The sequence below is a fragment of the Methylobacterium sp. J-030 genome, from assembly GCF_022829545.1.
In the GTDB taxonomy this organism is placed as follows: domain Bacteria; phylum Pseudomonadota; class Alphaproteobacteria; order Rhizobiales; family Beijerinckiaceae; genus Methylobacterium.
Window position 1 is genome coordinate 1 of sequence record NZ_JAKSYM010000306.1, and the last position, 1,361, is coordinate 1,361.

1 protein-coding gene is annotated in these 1,361 nt (G+C 70.0%); it reads left to right on the forward strand.

The window, feature by feature from the left end; genetic code table 11:
* Positions 1-51: 51 nt before the first annotated feature.
* Entirely contained in the window at positions 52-1,332 is a 1,281-nt protein-coding gene (tnpC, locus tag MKK75_RS22995; protein ID WP_244044834.1) for an IS66 family transposase, read from the forward strand.
* The last annotated feature ends 29 nt before the right edge of the window (positions 1,333-1,361 follow it).

Below are 1,361 nucleotides of genomic sequence, written 5' to 3' on the forward strand. Positions count from 1 at the left end.
GTAATTACTCAGGCCCTTGCGCGGGTTGGGTTTCGCTGATTCCCTCGTGGGATGGGACGCAGCGATCTTGAGCGGTTGAGCCGCGAGGAGCTGATCGAGCTGGTGCTGCGGCTGCAGCGTCCGGACAAGACCTCGCGCACGTCCTCGAAGCCACCGGCGACCGACCGCAAGGAGCGGCGGGAGCAATCCAAGCCCGGCGGGGCCAAGCCCGGGCACGACGGCCACAGCCGGGTGATGAGCGACGATCCCGCCGCCGTCGTCGAGCATCGTCCCGGCCGCTGCGCGTGCTGCGGCGGCGCCCTGCACGGAGATCTTCCCGCCGAACTCGTGAGCGTGTCCGAGCGGATCGAGCTGCCGGAGGTGGCACCGGTCGTGACGCAGCATCGACGGCTGGCCGTGCAGTGCCCGACCTGCGGGGCTCGGGTCGTCGCACCGGTGCCGGAGGCGGCCCGTGGCACCCCCTTCGGCCCGCGGCTGCATGCGGTGGCGACCTATCTGAAGACCTACCAAGCGCTCTCCTACGAGCGGCTGCAGGCGGCGTTGTCGGACCTGTTTGGTCTCACCCTCAGCCAGGGCGGGCTGATGAACCTGCTCCAGCGCGCGCAGAGCCGCTTCCGCCCCGGTCACGAGGCCGCCGTGTCCGCCCTGCGCAAGGCCGCGGTGGTCGCCTCGGACGAGACCGGCGTGCGGATCGAGGGCAGCAACGCCTACCACTGGGTGTTCCACGCGGCCGACGCCGTGGTGCACACGGCCTCGCCGACGCGGGGCGCCATCGTGGTGCGCGAGATGATGGATGGGCACCGGCCCGCGGTGTGGATCTCGGACCGCTACACGGCCCAGCAGGGCCATGCGGCCGAACACCAGACCTGCCTCGCCCATCTCGCTCGCGACGTCGCCTACGTCGTCGAGGCGAGCGACGATCCGGTGCCCTGGCGTCTGCAGCTCTGGCTGCAATCCGTGTTCGCCCTGGCCGAGCGCATCACCACCTTGGCCACCTCGACCCTGACAGCCAAGCGCCGGAGCCTCGACCGACAACTCGGGGCCATCCTCGCCACGCCGAGCGGCTGCGATCTGACTCGCGATCTGCAGGCCAAGATCGGCCGGGCCCGCGCTCAGCTCCTCGTCTTCCTCGCCTACCCGGGCACTGTCGAGCCGACCAACAACGGCTCGGAGCGGCTGCTGCGCCCGGCGGTCATCCAGCGGAAGATGACCAACGGCTACCGAGCGATGTGGGCCGCCGAGGGCGAGGCCGCCATCCGCACCGTCGTCGATACCGCGCGCCTCACAGGAAGAAGTCCCTTCGGCACCATCCTAAAGACCGTTGGCGCCTAAACCCTGCAACTACCGGGGTGGGTAATTAC